Origin of the sequence: Heyndrickxia acidicola, assembly GCF_001636425.1 — a bacterium.
Classification (GTDB): domain Bacteria; phylum Bacillota; class Bacilli; order Bacillales; family Bacillaceae_C; genus Bacillus_AE; species Bacillus_AE acidicola.
In genome coordinates, this window is record NZ_KV440953.1 from 4,662,831 (window position 1) to 4,688,281 (window position 25,451).

Below are 25,451 nucleotides of genomic sequence, written 5' to 3' on the forward strand. Positions count from 1 at the left end.
GATAAGTGATTTGTGGCAGGAAACGAGGGACATGAACATGAATGAAAAGCTCTTGGTAGGTGAAAAAGCGGCAGAATATGTGAAAGATGGAATGGTAGTAGGCTTAGGTACAGGTTCAACCGTTTATTATACCATTCAAAAGCTGGGGGAAAGGGTTGCTGCAGGGTTATCCATCGTTGGAATACCTACTTCCATACAAACAGAAGAGCTGGCAAAGAAGGTGGGTATCCCGCTTATGCCATTTGAAGAAGCAGAAACTATTCATCTGGCTATTGATGGAGCAGATGAAGCAGATCCAGAGTCCAATCTGATTAAAGGCGGGGGAGGAGCATTACTGCGTGAAAAAATGATTGCTTATTTAGCAAAACAGTTTATCGTAGTGGCCGACTCTAAAAAAATGGTAGAGACGCTCGGTGCCTTCAAACTCCCGGTAGAAATTATTCAATTCGGATATAAAGTAACACAGCGCCATATAGAAAAGCTTGGCTGTACTGCTATACTGCGCGTAAAAGATGGAAAACCATATGTTACAGACAATGGAAATTATATTTTGGATTGTGATTTTGGTGATATAAAGGATCCACAGCCGTTAGAATTAAAAATGAATATGATTCCCGGTGTAGTTGAAAATGGACTATTTGTAGGAATGGCCGACCGCATTATCACTGTAAATCAAAATGGTGATGTGGAAGACCAAAATTGCAGGGGATAAGAAGACTGGAGTACATAACCTTCTAAATGCAAATATCTTCTTTTCTGTTCGGAAGAGGTATTTTCGTTTTAAAGGCATGGATGGAGCTTAAGAACTTCTTCTTAACTCCGTCCTACCCACTTTTCTCCCCAGGCTTCAATAGATTTCAGGCTTTTGCCAAGTTCCGTACCTTTTCTGGTCAGGGAATATTCTGTGCGAACAGGTCTATCTGCAATGACATTCCTTATTACAAGGCCCCATTCTTCCATTTCTTTTAAGCGTTCATTAAGCATTCGTTTACTTAAATCCGGAATAAATTCATGAATTTCACTGAATCGCTTTGGTGACTCCATTAATGTATGTATAATCAGGCATATCCATTTTTTACTGATTAATTGATAGGAACGTTCGACCTCTATGGATAATTTATTTTTTTGATCTTCCTCGTTCATCAAGTTTCACTCCTTTTAAGTTACTATTGGTAAAAAGATTATTTATAATTAACAATAGTACAATGGATGTTTGCCTCTATATGTTCCACAGCTTTGCTATTGATTATAACACAATAAAGACGGTCAAAAAAGATAATAAAGCGAATACATAAATTAGACATAAATAGATTTGCAGCTGGGTGCCACCTATCCTATAATATGGTTACAAATAATTCTGTTTGTTATTAAAAATAACTTTATTATAAGAGGTATAACCAGTAAAGTTTTTAGTCTCAAAAAAAGTCATACAAAACTTATTGACAAAAATAAGAGACGGTAATACAATAATAAATGTACTTTAACTACATATTCATTATGGGGGCTTAGCTCAGCTGGGAGAGCGCTTGCATGGCATGCAAGAGGTCGTCGGTTCGATCCCGATAGTCTCCATTACCTTGGAAAAACGGCGATTTATGTCGTTTTTTTATTTTATGTTCAAAAACGTCAATGCGTTAAAGCGAAGAAGGGGTCTGACCCCTTCTTCGCTTTAACGCATTGAACAATGTATATACAAGCCATAAGTGTAAAAGATGAATAAAAGGTTATGTTTTTGGTTAAGGCTCTTTTCGTAAACTTTGTTGCTATTGTAAACAAAAGATGATTGAAAATAGCTGGCTGCAAGGCATTCTTCAATAATTCGGTTGAAAAGGGTGGGGAAATGAAAAAAGAAGTGATTTTAAAAGTTAAAGATAACTTTGTAAAGGAATTAAAAGCGGGGAATCCGTTAATACATAGTGATGCCATTATGAATGGGAAGGATCTCAAAGAAGAAGGGGCAATTATTCAGCTGGTAGATGAGCGCAGCCGTTTTATCGGCAGAGGCTACTATGGAAAGCAAAATAAGGGAACAGGGTGGGTGTTAACGCAAAATGAAAAAGAAGAATTAGATCAGTCCTTTTTCGATAAAAAAATTAAAGCTGCTCTTTCTGAACGTGCCACTTTTTTCAAAAGCAACGACACGACAGCCTTCCGTGTTTTTAATGGAGAAGGGGACGGTATCGGCGGTTTAACCATCGATTACTTTGACGGATACTATTTACTTACCTGGTACAGCGAAGGAATCTACAGCTTTAAGGAAACAATTCTGCATTCCCTCACGGCACTAGCTGATTATAAAGGGGTTTATGAGAAGAAACGCTTCAACACAAAAGGAACGTATGTAGAAGACGATGACTTTGTTATGGGTGAACGCGGAGAATTTCCTCTCATTGTGAAGGAAAATGGTGTAAACTTTGCCGTTTATTTAAATGATGGCGCCATGGTAGGCGTGTTTCTAGATCAGCGTGATGTTCGTAAAACCATAAGGGATCAATATGCAAACGGAAAAACCGTGTTGAATATGTTTTCTTATACAGGGGCTTTCTCCGTATTTGCAGCAAAAGGCGGAGCACTGAAAACCACAAGTGTGGATTTGGCGAATAGAAGCAGAGCGAAGACCATCGAGCAGTTTAGTATAAACGCAATTGATGCAGAATCACAGGATATTATCGTAGAGGACGTTTTTCATTATTTAAAGTATGCCGTGAAAAAGCAGGTCGCCTTTGATATGGTTATTCTCGATCCCCCAAGCTTTGCCCGGTCAAAAAAGCATACTTTTAGCGCCGCCAAAGACTATAAAAATTTATTAAAGGATACCATTGCCATTACGAATAAAAATGGAGTGATTGTAGCATCCACCAATGCAAGCGGCTTTGGCATGAAAAAGTTCAAAGGGTTTATAGAAGGAGCCTTTAAGGAAACCGGAGAAAAATTCAAGTATATGGAAGAGTTTTCACTCCCTTGCGATTTTAAAACGATAAGAGAGTTCCCAGAAGGAAATTATTTAAAGGTGGTTTTTATTCAAAAGCTTTCCTAATTAATGTATGTAAAAAGAATAGTAATTGGTCGTTTTTTCATTCAACTTGGAGAAGGGATGCATGCCCTTTTTAAAGGATGCTTGCCGGGAAGCATTCATCCTTCCCGGGTTAGTTGTTGCCAATGATGGGCTGATCAACCAGGTTGCTGTCAATGGTTGGATTGGCACTAACGATATTATTGGTAATAATAAAGGCTCCTGTATTAAATGCACCGGATCCTGTCGTTGTTTTAGTGGAAGTTTTGGGAGAAACGACTGCTGCGTCTCCAAATTGGACCACACCGCCCCCGACATTGAAAATTTGCAATGGACCTATTATTGCGGGCATTTTGTAACATCCTTTTCTGGTAAAATTAATAAGTCTTGCTTTCCTTTATCATATGAAGACAGGAACTTTCTGTGAAGATTCTTAGGAAGCACTCCAAAGTTGTTAAGCCACTGGGACAAAAAAAGGATGGCGAGCTTTGAAAACATATCAGCTGAAGATTAAATATATTTTATAGGGAGATGCCTAAGCTTACAAAAAAAGAAAAAGGAGACTGGATTGATTTACGGACAGTCCAAAAAGATCCGGTTTAAAAAGGATAAGTTTTCTCGTCATCCTCTGATGGCTTTGAAGCCTACATTTGGATACGAATTGTGTTTTTCTAAGGCTCTTTTCGTAAACTTTGTTGCTATTGGACACAAAAATATCATGTTAAACATATATTCATTATTAAAACTTGTGAAGATCTTACGAAAAGATGCCACGAAGACAGTCAACTCTAGGAATCATTCTTTGTACATAAAACAACAATCTATGCGAAAACAGCCTTTTCTGATAACCTTTTAAAGCAGGAATCCTTCGAGTTACGGTTTTCTTTTAGCTTAGTGATACGTTCACAAATAACGTTTTGCAAGCATTATTTAATACGTACATAGCATTAACCTGGACGAAAAGAGCTTAACCACATGATTTTTTTCCTGCCGCTAATTATAGAATAATGGAGAAAGCCACAAGAAAAAAAGGAGTTTTACCATGTATTTAACCATAAAAGATACGGCTGAATATCTCTCGCTTCCAGAGACTTATATTGAGAATTTGATTCTTCACAAAAAGATACGGGCTGTCTATGATGGGAATAACTATTTAATTAATAAACAGCAATTTCAATCCCATCTTGAACAGATGGAGAAATATAGAAAACTATTTGAAGAATGGTATAATGAGCCGCTTCCGGAGGATCCGGATATTAAGGATGAGGATTGAAGAAAAAGAGAAAAGTATGACAAAGGGAATTAGGTTGTTAAACGTAAACTAAAGAGGAAGAAACAAATGAGTGCTGCTCTTGAATGGGGAAAACCCGTCGCTAACATTTTCAGACATTTTTTGCATTGCGCACGATTTTTAGGCAAAAAAAAAGGACATACTTTGTTGTCCAGTTTCTTACTATACAGTTTTGGAAAGAGAAGTTGAAATAGACAACAATCTTTGTGTAAATCAATTATTAACTGTGTAATGCTGAAGTTTTTTAGCTGTAATCTAAGGGCTACATTTTTTCGTTAGTGTCCTGATTGTCACTCTCTTTCTTTTTATAAAAAATAAAGCCTTGTTTGTACAGTTCGTACTCCTCTTTTGAAATAAGTCCCTTCATGTAAAATTTTTCAGCCTCTTTATTTTTCAATGCCCGAATTCCCATTTTTAAAAGGATCGCCTGCCGGGTACTTTCTTCAAAAAGATCCATAAAACTCATCATACCACCTCCTTGCCTTTATTTTAAAAGGAAATTAATGAGTTTTTATAAATGTCTTATTAAGATTTTCTAAAGTTCATGGGTACTGATTTGCTGCACCCAAACAAGGTGGAGTCTTTAAATCCGCTATTCTATGCAGAAGTCTTGTGCCTTCTACTGCAATCAACGTTGAATGAAGGTCAACATCGGTCTTTTGCTCAAGACATGCATATTGCCCGGTCTGTTGATTTCCGCTGCAGGCACTCGCTTTCCGCGGGCGGTTGTGGAGCCTCCTCGTCACATGCTCCTGCAAAACCTCTTTAACCCGTAACCCGCTATTCTATGCGGAGTCCAGTTCCTTTTATTCCAAACAAGCGTATAACGTAAATGTAAACGATTATGGAGCAAAAAAAAGATCCGTCCATGGGGTATGGACGGACAAAATATGTACAAAAGCGAGGGAAGTCTAGGTTGGTGTACAACCTGTTTTTACTATAACGCTTGAATATAAAGAATATATTAAGGAATCGTAAATATTTGGTTTGGCTTTGTTAAAGGACTCTGTTGTTTTTAGATTATTCGTGTGAAACGGCCTTTTCAAACGAATAATCTAAAAATGAGCAGTTATCAACAAAAAAGCGTACGTCAATATAATTCTCTCTTCTTTATGAATGGAAGGAGCATTTCTACATATATATGTAGAAAGAAGGTGGACAAGGATGAGAAAAGTGGTACGAAAAATAATGATGATTGCTTTTGCCGCCCTGCTTATTGCCATCGGGATTAATTTGTTTATTCTTCCCTTGCACTTGCTGAATGGCGGAATATTTGGAATTAGCTTGCTTCTGAAATATGCGCTGGGTTTTAAGTTAGGGCTGACAATTGTTTGCATAAACACCCCTATTTATCTGCTGGCATTAACCTATGATCGTACTTATTTTATTAATGGAATTATGGGAATGCTTCTTTCATCTACCATGATTGACTTGCTTTTTCCGCTTAGTGGAATGGTGCATTGGCCAATAGTGGTCAGTGCACCGGTCGGTGGACTTTTGATCGGAACGGGTGTTGGCTTAATGCTAAGGCAGGATACGAGCCCTGGAGGAATAGATCTTTTGGCCCTCCTATTCTCCAAATGGTTCTCCATAAATCCTGGGTATATCATCTTTCTGGCAGACGCGGTTATTATTCTATCTGGATTATTTATTTTACACGATCAGAGACTGCTATTTTCTCTGTTAACCGTGTTAAGTGTAGGAATTATGGCAAGTGCCCTGACAGCCTTTAAGTCCGTGGGTGTATATGTAAAGTAGGCATTTGGCTGCCCTCTATATGAAGATGGCAAGAGAAAACGATCGAAAAGAGTAAAGGATTTTGTTTGAACTTTTCTAAAAAGTATGGAATGACAATCATTTTGATGGATTTTGTCCATAAAAAAGCAAATCTCGCCAAAAATTAATTGGTGAGATTTTTTATTTGCTGCACAGAGTTTAATATAAAGTAATGTAGAAATGCTATTTTACATTAATGTTTTATATTCTTCTTCTAGCTTTTCGGCGGAAAGAGTTTCGGAAACCAATTCCTTTGAAGTTACCGCCAATCCTCCGACGATTGAAGCCATTTTTGCCGTTTTCATTAATTCATACCCCTTAATGACTCCATATAAAAACCCGGAAAAATAAGCATCTCCTGCCCCATTTGTATCTGTTATATCATATTTTAATGCGGGTGTTTCTAACCAACCATCTTGTGATAAAATAGTTGAACCTTTGTTGCCGTGTGTACAAATAATTAATTTTTTACCGTTCAACAAAAATTCTTTCATTGTCTCCTTGTAAGACATATTATTTTCTGAGCTGAATTGTATGACATCAGCAACCTCAATAAAATCTTGGTGATATTCATTTTTCCCGTCATAGTCATGCAGATCTACCCAAACCTCTTTGTTATGTTTTTTTAGTAAAGAAATAAAATCTTTGCAATAAGGGATGATATTTAAAAATACAATATCACTTTTTTGAATAAATTTTTCAACATTTTCTAAATTTGTTTTAATATCAGCAGATGTAGAGTTTAGAAAAATGGATTGTCTTTCCCCGGTAGAATTCTTCATGAAATTAAGATGACGTTCTGTACCGTTGGGACTTATATCAAAATGAAAGGGAATTCCCTCTTTTTTAAAATAAGAAATTAGTTTATCTCCATATTCATCTTCCCCAATGATTCCGTAAAAGTTTACATCTAATCCTAATTTTTTTAAATTTAATGACTTTCCAGCTCCTGTTGAACCCACTGTCTCGTGATAGGAATTTACAGAATGGATGGTTTGAGCAACCGGTTTTGGGAATTCATCCACATAAACCATTAAATTATAGGAGACTCCCCCAAGTACAAGAATATTTTTCATAAATACCTCTACTTTCTAATTGTAAGATCGCTGTTTTTCGTATCAATTATATGCCATTTAAACAACAAATTCTATTTTATGAAAATTTCTTTATATATTCTATTCTTTAACTCTGTTGCCCATTAGGTGAGTTAGAGAATCGTAATTCTGACATGTTTTACAAGTGGAGGCTTTGGTATTTCAAGCTTTAATACAAAACTGTTGTTTAGTTTTGGTTGTGTTATATTTTAAAGTTGATAAATGCTCGTTTTTTAGCTCATTTTACAATAAAGAAAGGAACCAAAAGCAAATTTGTTTGCTTTTGGTTCCTTTCTTTACTGTAACCTTTCAGCTGTGCTGAAAGGCGTGTGAAACGGCCGTTTCACACGAATGAGCTAAAAAACAACGGTGTCCTTTAACAAACTTTGTTGCTTGCTATTTGACCATTTCAATTTGGGTATAATTATACATAACAAAAAATGCGTAAGTTGTGCCATTATATAGCATATTAATCCAAATAATTGAATTTCTTTTTAACCTTTTGTAAAGATTGTGTAAAGATTTGAAAGAAATCATTTTCCTCGCGCGATAAATGTATTAAAATGACGAAGGCGAGTAATTAGATAAAATGATGTTGGGGGAAGAAACATGCCAATTCTCGAAAGAAAAGATAAATTTTCAGTAATGTTAGGTAACATAACGGAAAACCTTTCTGATAGCGTAAAATTTTTAACTCAGGCAACGGTAAACAATGAAGAGGATTTAAAAGCTCTTTCTGTCACATTAAAGGATTTTGAATCTAAAGGGGACAGTTTTATTCACGAGCTAATTGTAGAACTTCATAAATCCTTTATTACGCCATATGACCGTGAAGACATTCTTCAGCTAGCTATGAGCTTAGATGATATTTTGGATGGGATCGATCAGGCTGCTGCCTTAATGGAGATGTATGGAATTACCCAGCCGACCGTTTATATGAAATTGTTTGTCGAAGCACTCTTTGAAAGCTGCCAGGAAATCAATGCTTCAATTGACCTTTTATCAAGGAAAAAGCTTCGAGACATTCGTTCTCATACCATTAGAATAAAGGAATTGGAATCCAGATGTGATGAAATTTTGCGCGACTCAGTAAAAGAATTATTTGAATTGGAAAAGAATCCAATTGCCATCATTCAATTAAAAGAAGTGTATGAGAATCTGGAACAAGTGTCAGACTATTGTCAAAAGGTAGCGAACGTCCTAGAGACAGTTGTCATGAAAAACGCATAAGGGGAATTATAATATGAATACTGTGTTCATTATCACGCTGCTCATTATCCTTGCAGGCCTTGCCTTTGACTTTATTAATGGATTTCACGATACGGCAAATACGATTGCTACATCGGTTTCCACTAAGGCATTAAAGCCGCGTCATGCAATCGTTCTTGCTGCCGTGATGAACTTTCTGGGTGCCTTAACCTTTACGGGAGTAGCCAAAACCATTACAAGTGATATTGTAGATCCATTTAAGCTTCACAATGGCGGAATTGTGATATTGGCGGCTTTGATTTCAGCGATTATCTGGAATTTGGTTACCTGGTATTATGGGATTCCGAGCAGTTCTTCCCATGCCATCATCGGTTCGATTGCAGGTGCAGCTATCGCAGCTGCTGGATTTGGGATTTTAAAATATCATGGATTCTTTAAAATTATTGAAGGTCTGATTATTTCACCAATCCTTGCCTTTGTTATTGGATTTATTATTTATTCGATCTTTAAGTTGACATTGAAAAATCGAAATCTTTCTTCAACAAATAAACAGTTCAGGTTTATACAAATTTTAACGGCGGCTCTTCAATCCTATTCTCACGGTACTAATGATGCCCAAAAGTCAATGGGGATCATCACAATGGCTCTTATTGCAAATCACTATATTACCTCAACGGCCATTCCTTTTTGGGTTCAGCTTGCCTGTGCGGCTGTCATGGGCTTAGGAACCTCCATAGGAGGCTGGAGAATTATTAAAACCGTCGGTGGGAAAATCATGAAACTTCGGCCTGTTAACGGTGTTGCAGCGGATTTATCCTCAGCCCTAATCATCTTTGGTGCAACATATGTTCATTTGCCTGTGAGTTCCACACATGTAATTTCCTCATCCATTCTCGGTGTAGGCTCAGCCCACCGCTTAAAAAGTGTGAAATGGGGAACTGCCCAGCGCATTTTTATTACATGGGTGATTACACTGCCGATTTCAGCATTGCTAGCTGGAATTATATATTCAATCATGCGACTATTTTAGTTAACAGGAGGAAAAGAATCCTTGTGTCCTATAGAAGGGACATAAGGATTCTTTTCCTCTTTTTTTCGTTGGCTGTTTTTGCAGGGATTGTTCCTTTACGTACAAAAAATAAATCCGTATTTTGTCCTTCTTCGTGGCAAATTTTTGTAAGCAAATCACAGGTTTACTACAGAGCCTGTGAAATTCATTATATTTTTGTGTTAAATAGCATCAAAGTTTATGAAAAGATCCTTTCCGTTTAACCGGAATTTTTTACGAAATTGCGGAAGAGTAAAAAAGATATTCCGAAAATCCGGAAATGAATAGATAAAATCTTTTATTGTAAACATTTGGATATCTTAAAAATCATCTGTCTGTATTTGGTTTAATGAGCTTAGATAAATTTTTTTGCTTGAGATTATAAAATTGGCACAGAAATTGCTTATATAATGTCTGAAGAAAAAATACGGAGAGGAGTAATGTAGGCGTTTTATTAGAAGAGGGTTACATGGAGAGAAAACAAAGTAAGAAGGGGGAAGGTTTGTGGAAATCATTGTTATTTTATTAGCTCTTGGTTTATTGATGTTTGTGGCATACCGAGGCTTTTCGGTAATTTTATTTGCACCGATTTGTGCCTTGTTCGCAGTGCTGTTAACCGATCCTGGTTATGTATTGCCTTTCTTTTCTAATGTTTTCATGGAAAAGATGGTAGGGTTTATTAAATCATATTTTGCCGTTTTTCTTTTAGGAGCTATATTCGGAAAAGTGGTCGAAATGTCAGGGATTGCCGAATCGATCGCCAGAACCATTGTAAAAATTATAGGGCCAAAGCGGGCCATTTTTGCAATCGTTCTGCTTGGAGCTATTCTGACTTACAGTGGTGTCAGTCTTTTTGTAGCCGTGTTTGCCATTTATCCATTTGCAGCCCATATGTTTAGACAAGCCAATATTCCTAAAAGGCTTATCCCTGGAACAATTGCTTTAGGCTCTTTTGCCTTTACAATGGATGCCCTTCCTGGGACGCCGCAAATTCAAAACGTTATTCCGACAACTTTTTTTAAGACGAACATCTATGCTGCTCCGTTTTTAGGAATCGCGGGAACCATCTTTGTCCTTATTCTGGGCCTGTGGTATCTAGAGTCGCGGAGAAAAAAGGCAGCCAGGAATGGGGAAGGGTATCTGGGGTTCCAAAGCACTGAAACAGCTGCCTCAGCGGAGCCTGCAGCAGAGGATATAACCAATGTTGATTTAACAGCCCAGACCTCTGTTTTACGGCAGATTTTGGCCTTTGTTCCACTGGTGCTGGTCGGGGTAATGAATAAGGTCTTTACCATTTTTATTCCAAGGTGGTATCCAAATGGCTTTGATTTTTCTAAAATTGGTTTAAAGGCATTCGGAGTGGTGGATGTCGCTGCTGTTACAGCTATCTGGGCTGTACAAATGGCCCTTGTCATTGGGATTGCAGCAACACTTTTATTTGATTGGAAACGAGTAACGGCTAATTTTAAATCGGGAATAAATATGAGCATTGGCGGAGCATTATTAGCAACCATGAATACCGGGGCAGAATACGGCTTTGGAGGAGTGGTTTCTTCACTTCCAGGGTTTACAACGATCAGTAACGGTATTTCTCATACTTTCACGAATCCATTGGTGAATGGAGCTGTCACGACGACGACCCTTGCAGGTGTAACAGGATCCGCTTCAGGAGGAATGGGGATTGCTCTAAGCGCTATGGCCGATAAGTATACCGCTGCCATACAAAAATATCATATTCCTCCAGAAGTCATGCACAGAGTTATTTCCATGGCATCGGGCGGAATGGATACACTGCCTCATAACGGCGCCGTTATTACTTTACTTGCGGTAACCGGTTTAACTCATAAACAATCTTATCGGGATATCTTTGCGATAACCATTATAAAAACGCTGGCAGTCTTTTTTGTTATTGCCCTATACAGTATTACAAAAATCGTTTAATACAGGGGATTTTACGGGTAGTATAAAAGATCAACAAGTTTCTAGGAGGATTAAAGACATGGTGCAGGTTTTAAAAGGTAAGTCTGCTTTTATTACAGGAGCAGCCAGCGGCATTGGGCTGGAATTAGCAAAGGCTTTTGCTGGCGAAGGAGCAAAAGTGGTGATTTCCGATCTTAATCAGGAAAAGAGTGAGCAGGCAGCTGAAGAATTACGGGAATCGGGATATGAAGCAATTGCGTTTCCTTGCGATGTGACAAATGAATCCCGGTTTAAAGAGGGATTAGAGAAGACCGCACAGGAATTTGGCAGCCTGGATATTTTAATTAATAATGCGGGTCTCCAGCATGTTTCCCATATTGAGGATTTTCCTTCAGATAAATTTGAACTGCTAATAAAAGTCATGCTGACAGCACCATTCTATGGAATTAAACATGCTTTTCCAATCATGAAAAACCAGGGCCTCGGCAGAGTGATCAATATGGCATCCATAAACGGATTAATCGGATTTTCAGGAAAGGCTGCCTACAATAGTGCAAAGCATGGGGTTATTGGCTTAACCAAGGTTGCAGCCCTGGAAGGAGCTGAGCATGGAATAACGGTAAATGCACTTTGCCCCGGCTATGTGGATACACCGCTTGTACAGAATCAATTAAAAGATTTGGCTGAAACGAGAAAGGTACCGCTGGAATCCGTGGTGAAGGATGTCATCTATCCGCTAGTACCCCAGAAACGGCTCCTGTCCGTATCGGAGATTGCTGATTATGCATTGTTCTTAGCAAGTGATAAAGCGAAAGGCGTCACTGGGCAGGCAGTTGTTTTAGATGGAGGCTATACAGTTCAATAGTGAGTGTTTGGCATGAGAGGCTAACCATGCACCGGCTGAGGCAGTCAGCGCATGGTTAGCCTATTTTATTGTACTTATATCCAGGTTCCTCTGTAAGGAAGGATACATAGAAAGAATTTTGAATATTTGATATAATTAGAGTGATGACTAAAGTGAAGTTAATGGAGAGATGGGAAGATGAAAATAGGAGATGTGAATCTGCCCACTGAATGGCTGGAAGAGATTGTTAATCTCGTGGCTGAAAGGATCGTTGTTGTAAATACGAAGGGAATCATTCTTTATATCGATAAGGCGTATTGTGACTTTTTATCCACAACAATGGAAAGGGCGATTGGAAAACACATAACAGAAGTAATAGAACATACCCGCATGCATATAGTGGCCAACACAGGAAAAGCAGAGCTTGCTGCCATACAGCCGATTATGGGAAGTGAGATGATAGCCAATCGCTACCCTCTCTATGCAAAAGGGAAATTGGTAGGGGCTGTAGGAACAGTTATGTACCAAAACCCTGAGGAGTGGAGGGAATACTCCAACAAAATGCAGGCGCTTGTTCAGGAATTAAATTTTTATAAAATTAAATACCATAGTGCCATGACAAGTAAATATGTGTTTGACGATTTGATTGGTGACAGCCTTGAGTTCTCATCTATTAAAAAACTTGCTGAAAGAATTGCTTCTGGAGATTCTGCGGTACTGCTTTCAGGGGAATCTGGCACCGGAAAAGAGCTTTTTGCCCATGCAATTCATCATGGCAGCCCGCGTGCAGGTTCTCCCTTTGTCAGAATCAATTGTGCCTCCATTCCGGAGCATTTATTGGAATCGGAATTGTTTGGTTATGACGAAGGGGCTTTTACGGGAGCTAAAAAAGGCGGAAGAAAGGGCAAGTTTGAGCTTGCAGAAGGCGGTACCATTTTTTTAGATGAAGTTGGGGATATGCCATTGTCTATGCAAAGCAAGCTCCTGCGTGTGCTACAGGAAAAAGAAGTTGAACGCGTAGGAGGCCAAAAGACGATTGTTGTAAATGTAAGAGTGATTGCCGCAACTCATCGCGATCTTGAAGCGATGGTAAAGGAAGGCGCATTCAGGCATGATCTTTATTACCGGTTAAATGTGATTAACCTGGAAATTCCCCCGCTTCGGAAAAGAAGGGAGGATATCCCTTTTATAGCGGAAGCATTGCTTAAAAAACTGGAATATAAGTTTCATCGCAAGGATATTGAGATATCTCCTACTGTCATGGAAAAGCTTAAGCACCATAAATGGCCTGGAAATATTCGCGGAGTGGAGAATGTATTGGAAAGGGCAATAAATGTTCTGGACGGACAAAGAATTGATATTCCTCATCTGCCTCTTTATTTGCGGGATGATGAACTATACTCAGGGGCTGGTTTTGAAATACCGATACATGCATTCATTGGAGGGGCAAAAACGGAGGACTGTCCGGTAAAATTAAGTGATATGCTGGCAATGGCTGAAAAATATGCAATTGCAAATGCCATTCAACGTGCAGGGGGAAATAAACAAAAAGCAGCTGTTATTCTTGGAATCAGCAAAACAAGCCTTTACGATAAGTGTAAAAAACATGAGATTAATTAATAGAACCCCCTTTTTGTCCCGGTGAATTTGTAAAGGACAGAACAGGGGGTTCTCTATAGGGATTTAAATGCCGTCTTTATAGTTTTTATTCCAGTTTTTATCGCCTTTATGTTCGATATCTTCAACTGTTTTTGACAGTTCTTTAATAAGAATTTTTTTGAATTCCAGCATTTGTTCATAAAATCCTTTTTCCATAATGCCTGAAGGCTTTATGCCTGCAATAGCGTCTGCTGCAACCAATCTGCGATGTTCCTCAACATATTGATCAATTGCGCAGAAGATATGTTCTGTATACTTGACGAGATCTTTATGTTGATCTGGAATTCGTTGTTGTAACTCGATAAGGTTTTTGTCCATTTATTATCACTCCTCTTATACATGTATGGTTGAATATCCCTGATTTTGTCGGTTGAAAATGTAAAAAATGTAAATCTGTATAATGAGTGAGTAAGCCCTTACAGATGTAGGATTGGCTGAAATACTTGAAGCAACAAAGTCAAGGAATGTTTAGTAGTTATGATTATAAACGACAAAAAAGCAGTGTGCATTAAAATTGCATTAAAATTTTTCGGAAATGAGACCCATTTTTCTATCTGGAACAATCGTCTGTATGAACATTAAAAGCCTACTTTTAACTTAAACTTTTAGTGCTTTAATGCTTCTGGAATGCCTGCTTCCTAAAAAAAGACGGGCGGTTTAGTAAGCCCGTCTAATCTATTGACTTATTTCCCTTTTTCCAGCCTTTTTAATAGTTCAGAGTGCAGGAACTCAAATTCCTCGTTTAGCTTTTCCATCATGAACTCGGCCTGTTCTTTTTTGGGGAGCGTATGATCAGGCAAAATAGCATCGCCGAATAAGATTCCAGCTTTTTTTCTTTGAAATAGATCTTTAAGATTTGCCGGTCCGATATAGACTGCTGGAACGATCGGTACATTTGATCCGGCTGCAATGGTAACGGCTCCTTTTTTTAGCGGCACTTCTTCTGTCGTTCGGGTTCCGCTTGGAAATATTCCAACAATTTCACCTTTATTCAATAGCCTTCTTGGGATTTTAAGTGTACTTGGTCCCGGATTCTCCCTGTCGACAGGAAAAGCATTCAGCTTATGCATGAGCCATTTTAAAAACCGTGTATCAAACAGTTCCTTTTTAGCCATATAATTTATTTTCAGCGGTAATATTGAAATACCGAGCCACAATATCTCTATCCAACCGGTATGGGTACATGCCAGCACAAAGCCTCCGCTCTGAGGTAATTTATCTTTTTCTTCCACTTTCAATCTGCCAAAGAGGCTTAATAGTATTTTTAATAAGTAGGCAGCAAAAGTATAGATCATAGTATCATTCCTCTTTCTTGCGAAAAGCTCGCTTAATGTAAATCGAAATGTTTATAACCAGATATTAGTATCTAGTGCTAATTATAAACGAGCAAAAGCAAATATTCCAGCAGCATTTCATATTTTGTCAAACATGAAAATTTTTTCACAGGGGGTAACCAAAATATAAAAGCGGGCTGTCATAGGCCCGCTTAACAGATTATTCTTTTTTATATCTGAGTTCCTCAATGTCGTCTACCAGCATTAAAAGATCTTCTTTTAAATGATTTGTGCTATAGCTAGTCTCTTCCTCCATACTTAACAAGATTGTGATGATTTTCCTCTTGATCTTCAGAAATTCAGAATTGACCTTTAAACGCTCTATAAGCTCCAAATATCTGCACCCCTTTTAAAAAATTATTCTGCATTTACTTAGAATGCGCATATTGCCGTGAATTATCATGGGTTGAAAAAGAATTCGAAATTGAATGGAGTCGAGAGAAGGTTAGAATCCCTGAATTAGAGATGAAATGGAATTTCAATTCATATATATAGTTACACTTGATTGTTTTTTTACGAAGAGGGTAGAGGAATTCAACTGAAATTAATGAATATATAGAGAAAAATATAAAGGAGGGAGAGCATGACTGAATTCATTCATTCTTTTGTGAAAAATGAAGTGTTTCTAAAGCTTGCCTTAGCAGCATTAGGGGGCTTAGTGATTGGATTGGAGAGGGAGCTAAAAGGAAAACCCTTAGGATTAAAAACATGTCTGGTCGTATCATTAGTATCATGTTTATTGACAGTCGTATCATATGAGTCTGCTTACTTGTATTCAAAACCGTACTCCCGTCCTATGGATCCTGGCAGAATCCCATCTTATGTAGTAAGCGGAATTGGATTTTTAGGTGCAGGTGTAATTTTACGTAAAGGCAATGAAGCCATCTCAGGCCTGACAACAGCTTCTCTGGTTTTGGCTTCCGCCTCAATTGGGATAGCGGTCGGTTCGGGATTTTATATAGAAGCGTTTACGGCCATTTTTTTTATCATATTAGGTGTGAAATTAATACCCCAGCTTTTTGAAAGAATGGGACCTCAAAAACTAAAGGAAAAAGAGGTCAGGGTGAAATTGTCTGTGGAAAAAACCACAGATCTGACAAGCTTGTTGAAAGGAATAAAAGAAAAGAAACTAGGGGTTAAGAGGGTAAAGATTAAAGAAGAATCAGAAGACATCGTTCTTTATTGCAATGTCACCACTGTTAAACATACCTATACTACGGACATTTATTATGAGCTTAAATCCCTCCAGGGAGTTATTCAGGTTGAAGCGGAGAGCCTGGGGTAAGACTGTTGGATTTAAAGAATCATCGATTTGTGAAAACAGCAGATAGAGGAGTTTTGCTATTCAATGTTCTGGTAAATGATTCTATACCGTATTAAAATAGTGTAGAATCATGCGGAAAAAGATTGAAGTTTAAAAGAAAGAGGAAAAAAGATGAAACCGGGGCTTAGGGTGTATTTTATTTTATTTATCGGGGTAGCGGCTGTTTCTGCCTCGGCTATTTTGGTGAAGCTTTCCACTGCAAGTGCAGGAGTTCTAGCTTTTTATCGTTTATTTTTAACAACTTTGATGATTGCTCCAATTATAATTTTTAAATATACATTGGAATTAAAAATGATTTCTAAGCGGGATTGGTATACGAGTATCATCGCAGGTATATTTTTAGCTTTTCATTTTGTATTTTGGTTTCAATCACTTAATTACACATCTGTAGCAAGTTCAACGGTTCTTGTTACCCTTCAGCCGTTATTTGTATTTTTGGGTACGTATCTCTTCTTTAAAGAGAAGTATTCCCCTTCGGCTATCCTATGTGGATTGATGGCGATTTTCGGCAGCGCAGTGATCGGCTGGGGTGATTTTGAAACAAAACGGTCGTCCTTTACAGGCGATCTTTTAGCATTGATATCCTGTGCGTTCATCTCTATATACTTTATGTTTGGGCAGGGGGTACGAAAGAGGGTGTCGTTTCTTCCATATACCTTTATTGTATATGGAATTAGTACGGTTGTGCTTTTCATCTATGTCCTTCTTCATCAAGAACATTTCGTTCCATACAGCTTAAACAATTGGATTTATTTCATCCTTCTTGCTGTTGTTCCAACCTTGATTGGTCATACCATTTTAAATTGGTCGCTAGAATGGGTAAGCTCATCTGTCATTTCCATGCTCATACTTATAGAACCTGTTATAGCCTCATTTCTTGCGCTTATCTTGTTAGGAGAAGATATGAGCGGTAAACAAATCATTGGCGGCCTGATTATATTAAGCAGTATAGCAATCTTCATTGTTGGGGGGAATCGTAAAGAAGGGAAATCATTACTATTTATACGCACAAAAAAACATAGGAAAGCCCAGTAAAGAGATAGGCCATACAAATAGCGAAAACAAAAGTAAGGGTAAATACCTTTTCTTTTTTGTTTTCGCTATTTACTTTGACATAGCAATAAGTAAAAAGATATAACGAAGTAAGGACACAAACAATTAATCCTATAATATTCATATTAAGGCACCTTCCCAAATGAACATGTATTTGTTAATATAGTATTTACTAAACAAAAAAATATGTAGGGTTTAGTCGATTCTACTTTATATTACCAAGAGCTTTTACAATATATGAATTTATTTATAAAAAAGTATTGCGCAGGTAAAATATCCATGGTATATTATTATCTGTCCGACAGAGAAGTTAATATGAGAATTGAAAAGCTAAAAAGTTTTTTAAAAAAGTATTGACAACAAGTCGTGAAAGAGATATAATATGGAAGTCTCGCTTTGAAAAAAAGAGACGAAAGATTGTTCTTTGAAAACTGAACGAAACAGAAACGTCAACGTTAATTCTTTGTCTTTTATAAGACAACAAACTTTAAGAGCTATATCAACTCTTTTTTGGAGAGTTTGATCCTGGCTCAGGACGAACGCTGGCGGCGTGCCTAATACATGCAAGTCGAGCGAATCAATTGGGAGCTTGCTCCCTTTTGGTTAGCGGCGGACGGGTGAGTAACACGTGGGTAACCTGCCTGTAAGACTGGGATAACTCCGGGAAACCGGGGCTAATACCGGATAACTTCTTCCTCCGCATGGGGGAATATTGAAAGATGGCTTCGGCTATCACTTACAGATGGACCCGCGGCGCATTAGCTAGTTGGTGAGGTAACGGCTCACCAAGGCAACGATGCGTAGCCGACCTGAGAGGGTGATCGGCCACACTGGGACTGAGACACGGCCCAGACTCCTACGGGAGGCAGCAGTAGGGAATCTTCCGCAATGGACGAAAGTCTGACGGAGCAACGCCGCGTGAGTGATGAAGGTTTTCGGATCGTAAAACTCTGTTGTTAGGGAAGAACAAGTACCGTTCGAATAGGGCGGTACCTTGACGGTACCTAACCAGAAAGCCACGGCTAACTACGTGCCAGCAGCCGCGGTAATACGTAGGTGGCAAGCGTTGTCCGGAATTATTGGGCGTAAAGCGCGCGCAGGCGGTTTCTTAAGTCTGATGTGAAAGCCCACGGCTCAACCGTGGAGGGTCATTGGAAACTGGGAGACTTGAGTGCAGAAGAGGAGAGTGGAATTCCACGTGTAGCGGTGAAATGCGTAGATATGTGGAGGAACACCAGTGGCGAAGGCGACTCTCTGGTCTGTAACTGACGCTGAGGCGCGAAAGCGTGGGGAGCGAACAGGATTAGATACCCTGGTAGTCCACGCCGTAAACGATGAGTGCTAAGTGTTAGAGGGTTTCCGCCCTTTAGTGCTGCAGCTAACGCATTAAGCACTCCGCCTGGGGAGTACGGCCGCAAGGCTGAAACTCAAAGGAATTGACGGGGGCCCGCACAAGCGGTGGAGCATGTGGTTTAATTCGAAGCAACGCGAAGAACCTTACCAGGTCTTGACATCCTCTGACAACCCTAGAGATAGGGCTTTCCCCTTCGGGGGACAGAGTGACAGGTGGTGCATGGTTGTCGTCAGCTCGTGTCGTGAGATGTTGGGTTAAGTCCCGCAACGAGCGCAACCCTTGACCTTAGTTGCCAGCATTCAGTTGGGCACTCTAGGGTGACTGCCGGTGACAAACCGGAGGAAGGTGGGGATGACGTCAAATCATCATGCCCCTTATGACCTGGGCTACACACGTGCTACAATGGATGGTACAAAGGGCTGCAAGACCGCGAGGTTTAGCCAATCCCATAAAACCATTCTCAGTTCGGATTGTAGGCTGCAACTCGCCTACATGAAGCCGGAATCGCTAGTAATCGCGGATCAGCATGCCGCGGTGAATACGTTCCCGGGCCTTGTACACACCGCCCGTCACACCACGAGAGTTTGTAACACCCGAAGTCGGTGAGGTAACCTTTTGGAGCCAGCCGCCGAAGGTGGGACAGATGATTGGGGTGAAGTCGTAACAAGGTAGCCGTATCGGAAGGTGCGGCTGGATCACCTCCTTTCTAAGGAAAATGAAGCTTCGCTTCATAAAAAGACGTTTCTGTTTTTGTTTAGTTTTGAGGGAACTATCTCTCAAAACCATCAAACGAATCAGCAGCAAGAAGGTCGAGGAAGCGAACGAGCGATCACCGGAACGTATGACAATACGTGAGGATGAGAGTGAGTGAAGCTGACGAAGAGATTCGAAGTTGATCATTCGTTTGAGTATTGTTCCTTGAAAACTAGATATTGAGAATAACCAAGCAAATAACCGAGAATCGCCACTTTATGGATTTTTTCCATTTTAGTAGTAAAAACCTTTTATAGGTTAAGTTAGTAAGGGCGCACGGTGGATGCCTTGGCACTAGGAGCCGATGAAGGACGGTACTAACACCGATATGCTTCGGGGAGCTGTAAGTAAGCTTTGATCCGGAGATTTCCGAATGGGGAAACCCACTGCCCGTAATGGGGTAGTATCTTTACCTGAATACATAGGGTACTGAAGGCAGACCCGGGGAACTGAAACATCTAAGTACCCGGAGGAAGAGAAAGCAATTGCGATTTCCTGAGTAGCGGCGAGCGAAACGGAATTAGCCCAAACCAAGAGGCTTGCCTCTTGGGGTTGTAGGACACTCTATACGGAGTTACAAAGGAACGAGGTAAATGAAGAGGTCTGGAAAGGCCCGTCAAAGAAGGTAACAACCCTGTAGTTGAAACTTCGTTCCCTCTTGAGTGTATCCTGAGTACGGCGGGACACGTGAAATCCCGTCGGAAGCTGGGAGGACCATCTCCCAAGGCTAAATACTCCCTAGTGACCGATAGTGAACCAGTACCGTGAGGGAAAGGTGAAAAGCACCCCGGAAGGGGAGTGAAAGAGATCCTGAAACCGTGTGCCTACAAGTAGTCAAAGCCCTATGCATTTATGCAGGGTAATGGCGTGCCTTTTGTAGAATGAACCGGCGAGTTACGATTTCATGCAAGGTTAAGCTGATAAGGCGGAGCCGCAGCGAAAGCGAGTCTGAATAGGGCGAATGAGTATGAGGTCGTAGACCCGAAACCAGGTGATCTACCCATGTCCAGGGTGAAGGTAAGGTAACACTTACTGGAGGCCCGAACCCACGCACGTTGAAAAGTGCGGGGATGAGGTGTGGGTAGCGGAGAAATTCCAATCGAACCTGGAGATAGCTGGTTCTCTCCGAAATAGCTTTAGGGCTAGCCTCAAGAGAAGAGTATTGGAGGTAGAGCACTGTTTGGACTAGGGGCCCTCATCGGGTTACCGAATTCAGACAAACTCCGAATGCCAAATACTTATTCTTGGGAGTCAGACTGTGAGTGATAAGATCCATGGTCAAAAGGGAAACAGCCCAGACCACCAGCTAAGGTCCCAAAGTATACGTTAAGTGGAAAAGGATGTGGAGTTGCTTAGACAACCAGGATGTTGGCTTAGAAGCAGCCACCATTTAAAGAGTGCGTAATAGCTCACTGGTCGAGTGACTCTGCGCCGAAAATGTACCGGGGCTAAACGTATCACCGAAGCTGTGGATTGACACCGTAGGTGTCAGTGGTAGGAGAGCGTTCTAAGGGCGTTGAAGCTAGACCGTAAGGACTGGTGGAGCGCTTAGAAGTGAGAATGCCGGTATGAGTAGCGAAAGAAGGGTGAGAATCCCTTCCACCGAATGCCTAAGGTTTCCTGAGGAAGGCTCGTCCGCTCAGGGTTAGTCGGGACCTAAGCCGAGGCCGAAAGGCGTAGGCGATGGACAACAGGTTGATATTCCTGTACCACCTCTTTTCCGTTTGAGTGATGGGGGGACGCAGGAGGATAGGGTAAGCACGGCGCTGGATTGCCGTGTCCAAGCAGTTAGGCTGATGATGAGGCAAATCCTTATCATTAAAGCGGAGCTGTGATGGCGAGGGAAATATAGTACCGAAGTTCCTGATTCCACACTGCCAAGAAAAGCCTCTAGCGAGGAAAAAGGTGCCCGTACCGCAAACCGACACAGGTAGGCGAGGAGAGAATCCTAAGGTGAGCGAGAGAACTCTCGTTAAGGAACTCGGCAAAATGACCCCGTAACTTCGGGAGAAGGGGTGCTCTGGTAGGGTGCAAGCCCGAGAGAGCCGCAGTGAATAGGCCCAGGCGACTGTTTAGCAAAAACACAGGTCTCTGCGAAGCCGCAAGGCGAAGTATAGGGGCTGACGCCTGCCCGGTGCTGGAAGGTTAAGGAGAGGGGTTAGCGCAAGCGAAGCTCTGAACTGAAGCCCCAGTAAACGGCGGCCGTAACTATAACGGTCCTAAGGTAGCGAAATTCCTTGTCAGGTAAGTTCTGACCCGCACGAAAGGCGTAACGATCTGGGCACTGTCTCAACGAGAGACTCGGTGAAATTATAGTACCTGTGAAGATGCAGGTTACCCGCGACAGGACGGAAAGACCCCGTGGAGCTTTACTGCAGCTTGATATTGAATTTTGGTACAACTTGTACAGGATAGGTAGGAGCCTTTGAAGCCGGAGCGCCAGCTTCGGTGGAGGCGTCGGTGGGATACTACCCTGGTTGTATTGAAATTCTAACCCGCACCCCTGATCGGGGTGGGAGACAGTGTCAGGCAGGCAGTTTGACTGGGGCGGTCGCCTCCTAAAGAGTAACGGAGGCGCCCAAAGGTTCCCTCAGAATGGTTGGAAATCATTCGCAGAGTGTAAAGGCACAAGGGAGCTTGACTGCGAGACCTACAAGTCGAGCAGGGACGAAAGTCGGGCTTAGTGATCCGGTGGTTCCGCATGGAAGGGCCATCGCTCAACGGATAAAAGCTACCCCGGGGATAACAGGCTTATCTCCCCCAAGAGTCCACATCGACGGGGAGGTTTGGCACCTCGATGTCGGCTCATCGCATCCTGGGGCTGTAGTCGGTCCCAAGGGTTGGGCTGTTCGCCCATTAAAGCGGTACGCGAGCTGGGTTCAGAACGTCGTGAGACAGTTCGGTCCCTATCCGTCGTGGGCGTAGGAAATTTGAGAGGAGCTGTCCTTAGTACGAGAGGACCGGGATGGACGCACCGCTGGTGTACCAGTTGTCTTGCCAAAGGCATCGCTGGGTAGCTATGTGCGGAAGGGATAAGTGCTGAAAGCATCTAAGCATGAAGCCCCCCTCAAGATGAGATTTCCCATAGCGCAAGCTAGTAAGATCCCTGAAAGATGATCAGGTTGATAGGTTCGAGGTGGAAGTGTGGTGACACATGGAGCTGACGGATACTAATCGATCGAGGACTTAACCAATATATAAAACGATTCAAGGTTATGCTTGGTTTCTCATATCTAGTTTTGAAGGAGCAATCCTTAATTAAATACGGTCTGGTAATTATGGCGAGAAGGTCACACCCGTTCCCATCCCGAACACGGAAGTTAAGCTTCTCAGCGCCGATGGTAGTTGGGGGCTGTCCCCCTGTGAGAGTAGGACATTGCCAGGCATTATATTGGAGGATTAGCTCAGCTGGGAGAGCACCTGCCTTACAAGCAGGGGGTCGGCGGTTCGAACCCGTCATCCTCCACCATTATTAGCCGGCCTAGCTCAATTGGTAGAGCAACTGACTTGTAATCAGTAGGTTGGGGGTTCAAGTCCTCTGGCCGGCACCACTTTTATGGAAATTAGTACGAGCCATTAGCTCAGTCGGTAGAGCACGATGAATAATCTTCACTGAATTATCATCAGCGTACCAATCGAGCTGCATCTTGCAAGACATCCTGAGATTGGGACGTCGTAGATGCCACAAGGTTAGAATGTATACTATAAATCAAGGTTTTCATTGTTTGAGCCATTAGCTCAGTCGGTAGAGCATCTGACTTTTAATCAGAGGGTCGAAGGTTCGAGTCCTTCATGGCTCACCATTTAAATATGCGGGTGTGGCGGAATTGGCAGACGCACCAGACTTAGGATCTGGCGCCGCAAGGCGTGGGGGTTCGACTCCCTTCACCCGCACTTATTTAAAAATTTGCGGAAGTAGTTCAGTGGTAGAACACCACCTTGCCAAGGTGGGGGTCGCGGGTTCGAATCCCGTCTTCCGCTCCAAACACCCTTGCCGGGGTGGCGGAACTGGCAGACGCACAGGACTTAAAATCCTGCGGTAGGTGACTACCGTACCGGTTCGATTCCGGTCCTCGGCACCAAAGTTTTTTGCGGTAGAAAATAACTTTTCTTTAAGCGCCCGTAGCTCAATTGGATAGAGCGTTTGACTACGGATCAAAAGGTTAGGGGTTCGACTCCTCTCGGGCGCGCCATTTACGGGAAGTAGCTCAGCTTGGTAGAGCACATGGTTTGGGACCATGGGGTCGCAGGTTCGAATCCTGTCTTCCCGACCAGAGACTATTTAAATCATTTTGGGGCCTTAGCTCAGCTGGGAGAGCGCCTGCTTTGCACGCAGGAGGTCAGCGGTTCGATCCCGCTAGGCTCCACCAAATATATTATTTTTCTAATGGCGGTGTAGCTCAGCTGGCTAGAGCGTACGGTTCATACCCGTGAGGTCGGGGGTTCGATCCCCTCCGCCGCTACCATTAGAGGACCTTTAGCTCAGCTGGTTAGAGCAGACGGCTCATAACCGTCCGGTCGTAGGTTCGAGTCCTACAAGGTCCACCATAAGTACGGAGGAATACCCAAGTCCGGCTGAAGGGATCGGTCTTGAAAACCGACAGGCGGGTTACACCGCGCGGGGGTTCGAATCCCTCTTCCTCCGCCATACTTATTTTTAAAATATTGGCTTGTTTAGACACAAAAAATTATAGTATCGTCGCGGGGTGGAGCAGTTCGGTAGCTCGTCGGGCTCATAACCCGAAGGTCGCAGGTTCAAATCCTGCCCCCGCAATACAATGGTCCGGTAGTTCAGCTGGTTAGAATGCCTGCCTGTCACGCAGGAGGTCGCGGGTTCGAGTCCCGTCCGGACCGCCATTTACAAATCAATATGGCTCGGTAGCTCAGTCGGTAGAGCAAAGGACTGAAAATCCTTGTGTCGGCGGTTCGATTCCGTCCCGAGCCACCATTCAAACGATGGCGGCTGTGGCGAAGTGGTTAACGCATCGGATTGTGGTTCCGACATTCGTGGGTTCGATTCCCATCAGCCGCCCCATTTTCAATTTATGCGGGTGTAGTTTAGTGGTAAAACTACAGCCTTCCAAGCTGTTGTCGTGGGTTCGATTCCCATCACCCGCTCCATAATTTTATTATGGGCCTATAGCTCAGCTGGTTAGAGCGCACGCCTGATAAGCGTGAGGTCGATGGTTCGAGTCCATTTAGGCCCATTTTTATTAATATTCCGCAGTAGCTCAGTGGTAGAGCTATCGGCTGTTAACCGATCGGTCGTAGGTTCGAGTCCTACCTGCGGAGCCATCACAATATGGGGAAGTACTCAAGTGGCTGAAGAGGCGCCCCTGCTAAGGGTGTAGGTCGCGTAAGCGGCGCGAGGGTTCAAATCCCTCCTTCTCCGCCATATTTGGCCCGTTGGTCAAGCGGTTAAGACACCGCCCTTTCACGGCGGTAACACGGGTTCGAATCCCGTACGGGTCATCATCAAAAAGCGGTAACACACATATATTGTGTGTTACCGCTTTTTTGTTGTGCAGATAATTCTAGAAGTAATTTGTTACTTCTTCGCGGTAAAATGTTAAAGGGGTCTGATCCCTTTAATGAAGTAAAGGATTCTTTATTTTTAATGCTCTGTTTAAGATCAATGTTGATTTTACCGCAGTGAATTGGAGCGGAATCGGTAAAAGGAGACCCCGCAGCAAGGAATTCAGCCAGCAAGAAGTACAAGGCGCGGCCTATATCCGCTGCAAAAGCCCATTGTTGGTCTGGCCCAAAAGTTCATTGAAGG

At 41.7% G+C, this 25,451-nt stretch carries 19 protein-coding genes, 22 tRNA genes and 3 rRNA genes; 36 read left to right on the plus strand and 8 right to left on the minus strand.

Annotated elements, in window-relative coordinates:
• Positions 1–37: 37 nt before the first annotated feature.
• Complete coding sequence (gene rpiA / locus A5N88_RS21640) at positions 38–712, plus strand: ribose-5-phosphate isomerase RpiA (RefSeq protein WP_066270785.1); 675 nt, start codon at positions 38–40, stop codon at positions 710–712.
• Positions 713–813: 101 nt separating this feature from the next.
• Here the strand turns inward: rpiA and A5N88_RS21645 are convergent, their stop codons facing one another.
• Positions 814–1,143: a winged helix-turn-helix transcriptional regulator gene (locus A5N88_RS21645; RefSeq protein WP_066269897.1), complete on the minus strand. Its 330-nt coding sequence runs from the start codon at positions 1,141–1,143 to the stop codon at positions 814–816.
• 356 nt (positions 1,144–1,499) lie between these two features.
• Between A5N88_RS21645 and A5N88_RS21650 the strand changes: the two genes are divergently transcribed.
• Positions 1,500–1,572: transfer RNA gene (locus A5N88_RS21650), tRNA-Ala, on the plus strand.
• Positions 1,573–1,840: 268 nt separating this feature from the next.
• Entirely contained in the window at positions 1,841–3,037 is a 1,197-nt protein-coding gene (locus A5N88_RS21655) for a class I SAM-dependent rRNA methyltransferase (protein ID WP_066269898.1), read from the plus strand.
• 109 nt (positions 3,038–3,146) lie between these two features.
• On the opposite strand, the gene A5N88_RS21660 is transcribed toward A5N88_RS21655, so the two are convergent.
• Positions 3,147–3,365 carry a spore germination protein gene (locus A5N88_RS21660; RefSeq protein WP_066269900.1) on the minus strand — a complete coding sequence of 73 codons (219 nt, stop codon included), beginning with the start codon at positions 3,363–3,365 and terminating at the stop codon, positions 3,147–3,149.
• A 690-nt stretch (positions 3,366–4,055) separates the two neighbouring features.
• Between A5N88_RS21660 and A5N88_RS21670 the strand changes: the two genes are divergently transcribed.
• Positions 4,056–4,286 carry an excisionase family DNA-binding protein gene (locus A5N88_RS21670; protein ID WP_066269906.1) on the plus strand — a complete coding sequence of 77 codons (231 nt, stop codon included), beginning with the start codon at positions 4,056–4,058 and terminating at the stop codon, positions 4,284–4,286.
• A 280-nt stretch (positions 4,287–4,566) separates the two neighbouring features.
• On the opposite strand, the gene A5N88_RS21675 is transcribed toward A5N88_RS21670, so the two are convergent.
• Both A5N88_RS21675 and A5N88_RS25240 read right to left on the minus strand, forming a co-directional pair.
• Positions 4,567–4,770 (minus strand): hypothetical protein, encoded by a 204-nt coding sequence (locus A5N88_RS21675; RefSeq protein ID WP_066269907.1) that lies wholly within the window; start codon positions 4,768–4,770, stop codon positions 4,567–4,569.
• Positions 4,771–4,846: 76 nt separating this feature from the next.
• Positions 4,847–5,050, minus strand: coding sequence for a hypothetical protein (locus A5N88_RS25240; RefSeq protein WP_157090754.1), 204 nt, complete (start codon positions 5,048–5,050; stop codon positions 4,847–4,849).
• 418 nt (positions 5,051–5,468) lie between these two features.
• On the opposite strand from A5N88_RS25240, the gene A5N88_RS21680 reads away from it, so the two are divergent.
• Positions 5,469–6,062, plus strand: coding sequence for a YitT family protein (locus A5N88_RS21680; protein WP_232317607.1), 594 nt, complete (start codon positions 5,469–5,471; stop codon positions 6,060–6,062).
• Between the two features lie 206 nt (positions 6,063–6,268).
• Here the strand turns inward: A5N88_RS21680 and A5N88_RS21685 are convergent, their stop codons facing one another.
• Positions 6,269–7,156, minus strand: a complete 888-nt coding sequence (locus tag A5N88_RS21685) for a carbohydrate kinase family protein (RefSeq protein WP_066269908.1) — start codon at positions 7,154–7,156, stop codon at positions 6,269–6,271.
• Between the two features lie 627 nt (positions 7,157–7,783).
• Between A5N88_RS21685 and A5N88_RS21690 the strand changes: the two genes are divergently transcribed.
• From A5N88_RS21690 to A5N88_RS21715, 5 genes are all read left to right on the plus strand, one after another.
• Positions 7,784–8,404 carry a DUF47 domain-containing protein gene (locus A5N88_RS21690; protein WP_066269909.1) on the plus strand — a complete coding sequence of 207 codons (621 nt, stop codon included), beginning with the start codon at positions 7,784–7,786 and terminating at the stop codon, positions 8,402–8,404.
• Between the two features lie 13 nt (positions 8,405–8,417).
• Positions 8,418–9,413, plus strand: a complete 996-nt coding sequence (locus A5N88_RS21695; protein WP_066269911.1) for an inorganic phosphate transporter — start codon at positions 8,418–8,420, stop codon at positions 9,411–9,413.
• A gap of 522 nt (positions 9,414–9,935) precedes the next feature.
• The gene (locus A5N88_RS21705; RefSeq protein WP_066269918.1) at positions 9,936–11,372 is read left to right on the plus strand and encodes a GntP family permease; all 1,437 of its coding nucleotides are present in this window, start codon (positions 9,936–9,938) and stop codon (positions 11,370–11,372) included.
• Positions 11,373–11,430: 58 nt separating this feature from the next.
• Complete coding sequence (locus A5N88_RS21710) at positions 11,431–12,216, plus strand: 3-hydroxybutyrate dehydrogenase (protein WP_066269919.1); 786 nt, start codon at positions 11,431–11,433, stop codon at positions 12,214–12,216.
• Positions 12,217–12,393: 177 nt separating this feature from the next.
• Positions 12,394–13,815, plus strand: a complete 1,422-nt coding sequence (locus A5N88_RS21715) for a sigma-54 interaction domain-containing protein (protein ID WP_066269921.1) — start codon at positions 12,394–12,396, stop codon at positions 13,813–13,815.
• 63 nt (positions 13,816–13,878) lie between these two features.
• Here the strand turns inward: A5N88_RS21715 and A5N88_RS21720 are convergent, their stop codons facing one another.
• The 3 genes from A5N88_RS21720 to A5N88_RS25245 form a co-directional block, all read right to left on the minus strand.
• A complete protein-coding gene (locus A5N88_RS21720; protein ID WP_066269926.1) occupies positions 13,879–14,172 on the minus strand; it encodes a hypothetical protein in 294 nt (97 codons plus the stop codon).
• Between the two features lie 365 nt (positions 14,173–14,537).
• Complete coding sequence (locus A5N88_RS21725) at positions 14,538–15,146, minus strand: lysophospholipid acyltransferase family protein (protein WP_412733860.1); 609 nt, start codon at positions 15,144–15,146, stop codon at positions 14,538–14,540.
• Positions 15,147–15,348: 202 nt separating this feature from the next.
• Positions 15,349–15,522 (minus strand): hypothetical protein, encoded by a 174-nt coding sequence (locus A5N88_RS25245; protein ID WP_157090755.1) that lies wholly within the window; start codon positions 15,520–15,522, stop codon positions 15,349–15,351.
• Positions 15,523–15,771: 249 nt separating this feature from the next.
• Between A5N88_RS25245 and A5N88_RS21730 the strand changes: the two genes are divergently transcribed.
• The 26 genes from A5N88_RS21730 (at position 15,772) to A5N88_RS21855 (ending at position 25,144) form a co-directional block, all read left to right on the plus strand.
• Positions 15,772–16,473, plus strand: a complete 702-nt coding sequence (locus A5N88_RS21730; protein ID WP_066269929.1) for an MgtC/SapB family protein — start codon at positions 15,772–15,774, stop codon at positions 16,471–16,473.
• A 150-nt stretch (positions 16,474–16,623) separates the two neighbouring features.
• On the plus strand, positions 16,624–17,547 hold the full coding sequence (locus tag A5N88_RS21735) for a DMT family transporter (RefSeq protein WP_066269931.1): 924 nt from the start codon (positions 16,624–16,626) through the stop codon (positions 17,545–17,547).
• 525 nt (positions 17,548–18,072) lie between these two features.
• Positions 18,073–19,625, plus strand: a 16S ribosomal RNA gene (locus A5N88_RS21740).
• 303 nt (positions 19,626–19,928) lie between these two features.
• A 23S ribosomal RNA gene (locus A5N88_RS21745) occupies positions 19,929–22,866 on the plus strand.
• A 74-nt stretch (positions 22,867–22,940) separates the two neighbouring features.
• A 5S ribosomal RNA gene (gene rrf / locus A5N88_RS21750) occupies positions 22,941–23,057 on the plus strand.
• The 16S, 23S and 5S rRNA genes sit together here with 21 tRNA genes alongside, the layout of an rRNA operon.
• Before the next feature lie 8 nt (positions 23,058–23,065).
• Positions 23,066–23,141: transfer RNA gene (locus tag A5N88_RS21755), tRNA-Val, on the plus strand.
• Between the two features lie 6 nt (positions 23,142–23,147).
• Positions 23,148–23,223 (plus strand) — tRNA-Thr (locus A5N88_RS21760).
• A 176-nt stretch (positions 23,224–23,399) separates the two neighbouring features.
• Positions 23,400–23,475: transfer RNA gene (locus A5N88_RS21765), tRNA-Lys, on the plus strand.
• Positions 23,476–23,484: 9 nt separating this feature from the next.
• A tRNA-Leu gene (locus tag A5N88_RS21770) sits at positions 23,485–23,566 on the plus strand.
• A gap of 15 nt (positions 23,567–23,581) precedes the next feature.
• Positions 23,582–23,656, plus strand: a tRNA-Gly gene (locus A5N88_RS21775).
• Positions 23,657–23,665: 9 nt separating this feature from the next.
• Positions 23,666–23,754: transfer RNA gene (locus A5N88_RS21780), tRNA-Leu, on the plus strand.
• A gap of 34 nt (positions 23,755–23,788) precedes the next feature.
• A tRNA-Arg gene (locus A5N88_RS21785) sits at positions 23,789–23,865 on the plus strand.
• A 4-nt stretch (positions 23,866–23,869) separates the two neighbouring features.
• A tRNA-Pro gene (locus tag A5N88_RS21790) sits at positions 23,870–23,946 on the plus strand.
• A gap of 20 nt (positions 23,947–23,966) precedes the next feature.
• Positions 23,967–24,042, plus strand: a tRNA-Ala gene (locus tag A5N88_RS21795).
• Between the two features lie 19 nt (positions 24,043–24,061).
• A tRNA-Met gene (locus A5N88_RS21800) sits at positions 24,062–24,138 on the plus strand.
• A gap of 5 nt (positions 24,139–24,143) precedes the next feature.
• Positions 24,144–24,220, plus strand: a tRNA-Ile gene (locus A5N88_RS21805).
• Positions 24,221–24,227: 7 nt separating this feature from the next.
• Positions 24,228–24,320: transfer RNA gene (locus A5N88_RS21810), tRNA-Ser, on the plus strand.
• Between the two features lie 52 nt (positions 24,321–24,372).
• Positions 24,373–24,446 (plus strand) — tRNA-Met (locus A5N88_RS21815).
• A 6-nt stretch (positions 24,447–24,452) separates the two neighbouring features.
• Positions 24,453–24,529: transfer RNA gene (locus tag A5N88_RS21820), tRNA-Asp, on the plus strand.
• A gap of 15 nt (positions 24,530–24,544) precedes the next feature.
• Positions 24,545–24,620 (plus strand) — tRNA-Phe (locus A5N88_RS21825).
• 11 nt (positions 24,621–24,631) lie between these two features.
• A tRNA-His gene (locus tag A5N88_RS21830) sits at positions 24,632–24,707 on the plus strand.
• 12 nt (positions 24,708–24,719) lie between these two features.
• Positions 24,720–24,793: transfer RNA gene (locus tag A5N88_RS21835), tRNA-Gly, on the plus strand.
• A 12-nt stretch (positions 24,794–24,805) separates the two neighbouring features.
• Positions 24,806–24,879 (plus strand) — tRNA-Ile (locus tag A5N88_RS21840).
• 13 nt (positions 24,880–24,892) lie between these two features.
• Positions 24,893–24,967: transfer RNA gene (locus A5N88_RS21845), tRNA-Asn, on the plus strand.
• Positions 24,968–24,976: 9 nt separating this feature from the next.
• Positions 24,977–25,067 (plus strand) — tRNA-Ser (locus tag A5N88_RS21850).
• A gap of 5 nt (positions 25,068–25,072) precedes the next feature.
• Positions 25,073–25,144, plus strand: a tRNA-Glu gene (locus tag A5N88_RS21855).
• Positions 25,145–25,451 lie beyond the last annotated feature (307 nt).